At 53.0% G+C, this 5,295-nt stretch carries 6 protein-coding genes; 4 read left to right on the top strand and 2 right to left on the bottom strand.

The genetic code is table 11. From position 1 onward, the window contains the following. From ACPLUI_RS10480 to ACPLUI_RS10465, 4 genes are all read left to right on the top strand, one after another. Nucleotides 1-908 (top strand): ComEC/Rec2 family competence protein (locus ACPLUI_RS10480; RefSeq protein WP_424660211.1); only part of this gene is annotated, 908 nt, incomplete at its 5' end. Nucleotides 909-1,005: 97 nt separating this feature from the next. Further along, a complete protein-coding gene (locus tag ACPLUI_RS10475; protein ID WP_424660210.1) occupies nucleotides 1,006-1,983 on the top strand; it encodes a GTPase in 978 nt (325 codons plus the stop codon). A gap of 131 nt (nucleotides 1,984-2,114) precedes the next feature. Next, nucleotides 2,115-3,251: a sensor histidine kinase gene (locus ACPLUI_RS10470; protein WP_424660209.1), complete on the top strand. Its 1,137-nt coding sequence runs from the start codon at nucleotides 2,115-2,117 to the stop codon at nucleotides 3,249-3,251. A 336-nt stretch (nucleotides 3,252-3,587) separates the two neighbouring features. After that, the gene (locus ACPLUI_RS10465; protein ID WP_424660208.1) at nucleotides 3,588-4,655 is read left to right on the top strand and encodes an ABC transporter substrate-binding protein; all 1,068 of its coding nucleotides are present in this window, start codon (nucleotides 3,588-3,590) and stop codon (nucleotides 4,653-4,655) included. A 152-nt stretch (nucleotides 4,656-4,807) separates the two neighbouring features. Here ACPLUI_RS10465 and ACPLUI_RS10460 read toward each other — a convergent pair whose 3' ends face one another. Together ACPLUI_RS10460 and ACPLUI_RS10455 are read right to left on the bottom strand one after the other, a co-directional pair. Then, nucleotides 4,808-4,945: a hypothetical protein gene (locus ACPLUI_RS10460; RefSeq protein WP_424660207.1), complete on the bottom strand. Its 138-nt coding sequence runs from the start codon at nucleotides 4,943-4,945 to the stop codon at nucleotides 4,808-4,810. A 12-nt stretch (nucleotides 4,946-4,957) separates the two neighbouring features. Continuing rightward, a partial coding sequence (locus ACPLUI_RS10455) for a hypothetical protein (protein ID WP_424660206.1) occupies nucleotides 4,958-5,295 on the bottom strand: 338 nt, incomplete at its 5' end.

Genomic DNA, 5,295 nt, shown 5'->3' with positions numbered 1-5,295 from the left:
GCCTGGCGGCAGGGCTTTTGGTATCTCTTTTGCTCTTTAAAAGTCCGGGGGAAAACCGGCTGGTGGTCCATTTTATCGATGTGGGCCAGGGGGACAGCATTTTGGTCCAGACTCCCGGCGGCAGGAACATGCTGGTGGATGCCGGGGGCTGGTCAGGGGAACTGGAATCGGGGGAAGGGGCTGGGGACAGGGTGGTGGTACCATACCTGCGCCGGCTGGGTATCAGGCGCCTGGACGTGCTGGTAATTACCCACCCGCACGAGGATCACGCCGGGGGGATGAAGGCGGTGATCGGGGCCTTTCCGGTTGGTCTGGTCCTGGTGTCACCGGCAGGAAGGGCGGAAAACTATTCCGTTTCGAAAGATGGATCCCGGGAACAGCTCTCCGCAGCCTATCGTGCCCTGATGGCCGGGCTGGCCGCCCGGGGTGTACCTGTGAAGACAGTGGCGGCCGGGGACCGCCTGCACCTGGACCGGGCGCTGGATGTACGGGTCTTGGGACCGCCCCGGCCGTTGCTTTCAGGCACCCGGTCCGATTTAAACAATGCCTCGGTGGTGCTGCGGATTCGTTACGGGGAAGAAGTCCTGTTGCTTACCGGCGATATGGAGGTGGAAGCCCAGCAGGCCCTCCTGGATGCCGGCGTTAATCCGGGATGTACCGTGCTCAAAATACCGCACCACGGCAGCCGTTACTTCCTGCCTGCTTTCCTGGAAAGAACACACCCGCTCGTGGCGGTGATTTCCGTGGGGCAGCATAACAATTTCGGGCAGCCCGACCCGGAAACGCTGGAACGTCTGGCCCGGGAGCGGGTGCGGGTGTACCGCACCGACCGGGACGGGGCGGTTATCTTGAGCACTGATGGCAAGCGTGTCTTTATCAGGACAGGCCGCCGGCGCAGGGCGGGCTGAGGACTCCGGGGTATGGTCCTCCGGATTGTCTTATCCCTGCTTTTAAGCTAAACTCGAATTAAATATATTTGAGATCATTGAAAAGGGGGAATAGTAAGTGCCTGCGAACCTTACCCCCCAGTATCACGCCGCGGAAGAAGCTTTTCGCAATGCCACCACTGTTGAGGAGAAAATTGCCGCCCTGGAAGAAATGCTGGCCGTAATCCCCAAACACAAGGGTACGGAAAAGCTGCAGGCCGACATTAAACGGCGGCTGGCCCGCCTGCGGGAAGAAGGGCAAAAGAAAGCCAGTCTGAGCCGACACGACCCCTTCCACGTTGAGAAGCAGGGGGCCGGGCAGGTCGCCCTGGTGGGTTACCCCAACAGCGGCAAGTCAGCCCTGGTCGGGGTTTTGACAAGAGCCCGTGTCAAGGTGGCTGATTATCCCTTTACCACGACCGTTCCTTTCAGCGGTATGATGCCTTACGAAGAAACATACATCCAGCTGGTTGATACTCCGCCCATTACCGCCGAAGGATTTCCTCCCGGGCTGGCCGGCTTGCTGCGCAACGCCGATGCCCTGTTGCTGGTAATCGACAGCTGTGTCGGTGACTGTTTGGATCAATTGGAGAATTCCCTCCGGTTGTTAACAGAACGCAAGATCGTGCGGAGTGAGATTCCACCCGGTGTCAGGGCCGTACCGCCGCACCGGTTGATCGTAGTCGCCAACAAAGCGGAGCAGCCCGAGGGGGAGGAGAATCTTTCGCTGCTGCAAGAACTGCTGCCGCCCCACCTGGAAATTTTACCGGTTTCCGCCGCCACAGGTCTCAACCTGGAGCAGCTGAAAACCAGGCTGTTTTCCGCTCTGGAGGTTATTCGTATTTTTACCAGGTCACCGGGTAAAGAACCGGACTTAACCCGCCCCTTTATTTTACCCCGCGGCAGTAATGTTCTTGATTTGGCAGGGAACATCCACAAGGATTTTGTGAAAACACTGCGTGGGGCGCGGATCTGGGGGTCGGCCCGCTTCCCCGGTCAGAGTGTCCCGAAAGAATACGTCCTGCAGGACAAAGACATTGTGGAGTTGCTTGTCTAGAGAGCGGGGCCGGGAGGGACAGCTTTTCTTTAAGCCTCTGGAAGGACTATTTTTGATGGTGGAGAAAAGTACCATTATATTATGTGCAAGAAAAAAGCAGTCCCTGGTGAAACGGGGCGGGGTGAAAGAGTTTGTTCGACATTTCAGCGCTGGACAGGGTGATCAAAGATACTCTTGCCGCGATGGAAAATGGGAAAAGCCAGATTTTCGAGATCGCGGAGGCGACGCAGGCTGAATGCAACCGCATTCAGCAGGAGTTGCAGCAGGTTGTCGAGGAACTGAAAAGAACCATCGAACAGGTGGATGACCTGGAAATCAAGGAAAAAAAGGCGCGTCTCCACTTGATGGAAGTGAGCAGGGATTTCAAACGCTACCGGGAGGAAGATATCAAAAGCGCTTACGAAACGGCCCAGAATTTGCAGCTCCATTTGCGTGACCTGCGCAATCAGGAAAAAATGCTCCGCTTCCGCCGGGATCAGCTGGAGGTAAACTTAAGGCACATGAAGACCAGCCTGGCCAGAGTGGAGAGCACTCTTGCCCACCTGAGCACGGCCATTAATTACCTCAGCACCAACCTGGAGCAGGTTTCACTCAAAATAGGGGAACTGCAGCAGCTCCACGACCTCGGGGTCAGCATTATTAAAGCACAGGAAGAGGAACGCAAGCGCGTGGCCCGGGAAATACATGACGGGCCCGCACAGATGATGGCGAACATAGTTATGCGGGCGGAGTTTTGTCTCAAGTTGCTGGAAGTGGAACCCGGCAGGTTGAAGGAAGAACTCAACGCCCTGCGCGAGCTTGTCCGGCAGAGCCTGCAGGATGTGCGCAAGATCATCTTCGACCTGCGGCCGATGGTGCTGGACGACCTGGGACTGGTGGCGGCCTTGAAGCGTTATGTGGCCGATTTCAAGGAACAGTACGGGATAGCAGCCGAATTTTCCTTTTTTGGACAGGACCGGCGGCTGCCTGTTTCCACCGAGGTCACCTTGTTTCGCATTGTGCAGGAATGTTTGAACAACGTGCGCAAGCATTCGGCTGCCCGCAGCGTACTGATCAAGATGGAAATCCTGCCGGACAAAGTGAACCTGCTGATCAGGGACGACGGGAAAGGTTTTGTGCTTGAAGAAATAAAGAACAACAACCGCCCGGGAGGTTACGGGCTGATCAATATACGTGAAAGGGCGCAGCTTTTGAACGGTTCTGTGCAGGTCAACACGGCTCCGGGCAAGGGCACTGCGGTGTATGTAACGGTTCCATTGCAATGTTAGCTCGAAGGCTGGAGGACCTATTTGAGAAATCCTTTTTAAAAAATCCTGATTACTGCAGGACTTTGGATCTGTATAGAGAATAAAAAATTAAAGAGGGGTTTTTGGCCACGAAGGCAACACATTCTTTCTGCTTTTACTTTTAATTTTAATTAAATAAATTATTAAGCGAATGGCGTGACCACGAAGGTCTTAAGTAAACGGGCCGGGGTGGTCATTTTTATTTCCCTGGCCAAAATTGACGTGGGGAGGTGCTGGCTGGGTAATGAAGATGTAGTAGAGCAAAGAAGAGCCGGGGATCTGACGAAATAACTTTGAAGATAAGGAGGAGGATTTGCTTTGCGGCGATGCTGGTTGGCCCTTGGAATTACGGTCCTGGTAACGATTCTGTTGGCAGCTTCGGTTTGGCCTGTACTGGCTGCACAGCAGCAGAGAATTACGGTTACGGAATATTTCGTCACTGCACAGGGAAAGATTGAAAAACATGCAGTTCGAGTACCCTGCCCGCCCCGGCGGGTTGTGGTTCTGGGTGCTTACCCGGTGGAAATGGTAAAGGCTCTCGGGGTAGATAAAGCGGTAGTAGGGGTTGATGATTATACCAAGAAAAATACACAGTGGCCAGAATATGTTTTAAAGGTTCCGGACGTGGGAAGTTCTTCTACTCCAAGTGTGGAAAAGATTATAGCTCTCAAACCGGATCTGGTCATCGAAGCATTTATGAAACCTGAAGTCAGGAGTCAGCTGGTACGTGCCGGGATTCCCGTCATCAGAATTTACGGTTATAAAACCGAGCTTATCCCAGGCGAAATTCGCACCTTGGGGGTGATTTTTAACTGCCAGAATAGGGCGAATGCCTATGCGGCTTATATTCAAAAACAATGGCGGACGGTTCAGGAACGCACAAAAAAGCTGAGTTCCCGGCAAAAAGTAAAAGTTTACTGGGAGTCTTCTCTCGGTGACTGGAAAACAAATGGCCCTGGTTCAGGGGCACATCCACTGATTGAATGGGCCGGAGGCATAAATATTGCTGCCGGGTTGGGAGTTGCCTACCCGGTGGTAAGTCCGGAATGGGTGGCAGCTAAAAATCCGGATGTGATAATAAAATATGTTGGCCGTGAACAGGCTGGTTGGACAGTCAATGATACCAAAAAGATGGAAGATTTACGGCGACAGATTATGTCCAGACCGAGCCTTAAAAATACGAACGCGGTCAAACATGGTAGAGTATACCTTATTTCTGATCTGATAACCTGTGCACCCCAGGGAGCAGCAGGCGAATATTACATCGCCAGATGGTTGCATCCGGAACTCTTCCGTGATGTGAACCCCGAGGCGGTGCGCAGGGAAATGCTCAAGAAGTTTTATGGGGAGGAACTTAAAGGCGTCTGGGTTTACCCTACGAAGTAAGAGCTTTTGGGTTAGGAGGCTAATTTCCTTCATAGCATGGATCTGAGTAAGTATGGATGTCAGCTGTCAGGTGAATCAGGGCTCGATGTAGGAATTGGCGAGACTGGTGCTAACCCTGTCGGTAATATTCGACAGGGTTTTCTTGACGCATTTTACCGGAAGTGGTTCAATTGGATCTGGTGCAGAATGGTGAACAGTCCCTGGGGGATAAAGAAAAGCTTGGCGGCCAGCCGGGACATAGACAAACGAAGTGTTACCGGGTAAAGCGCAATCTCGGTGTTGATTGTCACCGGGAGATAACTCTAATTTCCCCTTTTTGTGGCAGGATTTTGGTTTCGGGAACAGAAAAAGTATCCAGAAACAGCTTGTGCAAGGGAGAGAGGGAGAATGTTGGTCATTGACCGGCTTAAAGGAAACTGGGCGGTTGTCGAATTTGGCCAGCAGACCTTCGCTGTTCTTAACCCTGCACAAAAAAAGCCACCCAAACCAGGACAGGGAGAACATTCCCTTCCCTGTGGTTTGCGGGCAACGCGGTAGGCGTAACTGATAAAAGCATTGTTGGGATCCTTGCTCGAAACCAGAGAACTCCAAGCTTTAAAATCAGGAGTTGGGTACACTTGGCGATCAAGGTTGTGATTGC

It is taken from the genome of Desulfofundulus sp., from assembly GCF_049701015.1.
Lineage (GTDB): Bacteria > Bacillota > Desulfotomaculia > Desulfotomaculales > Desulfovirgulaceae > Desulfofundulus.
The sequence above is the reverse complement of the archived record's forward strand: the minus strand, read 5'-3'. Positions and strand labels throughout refer to the sequence as shown.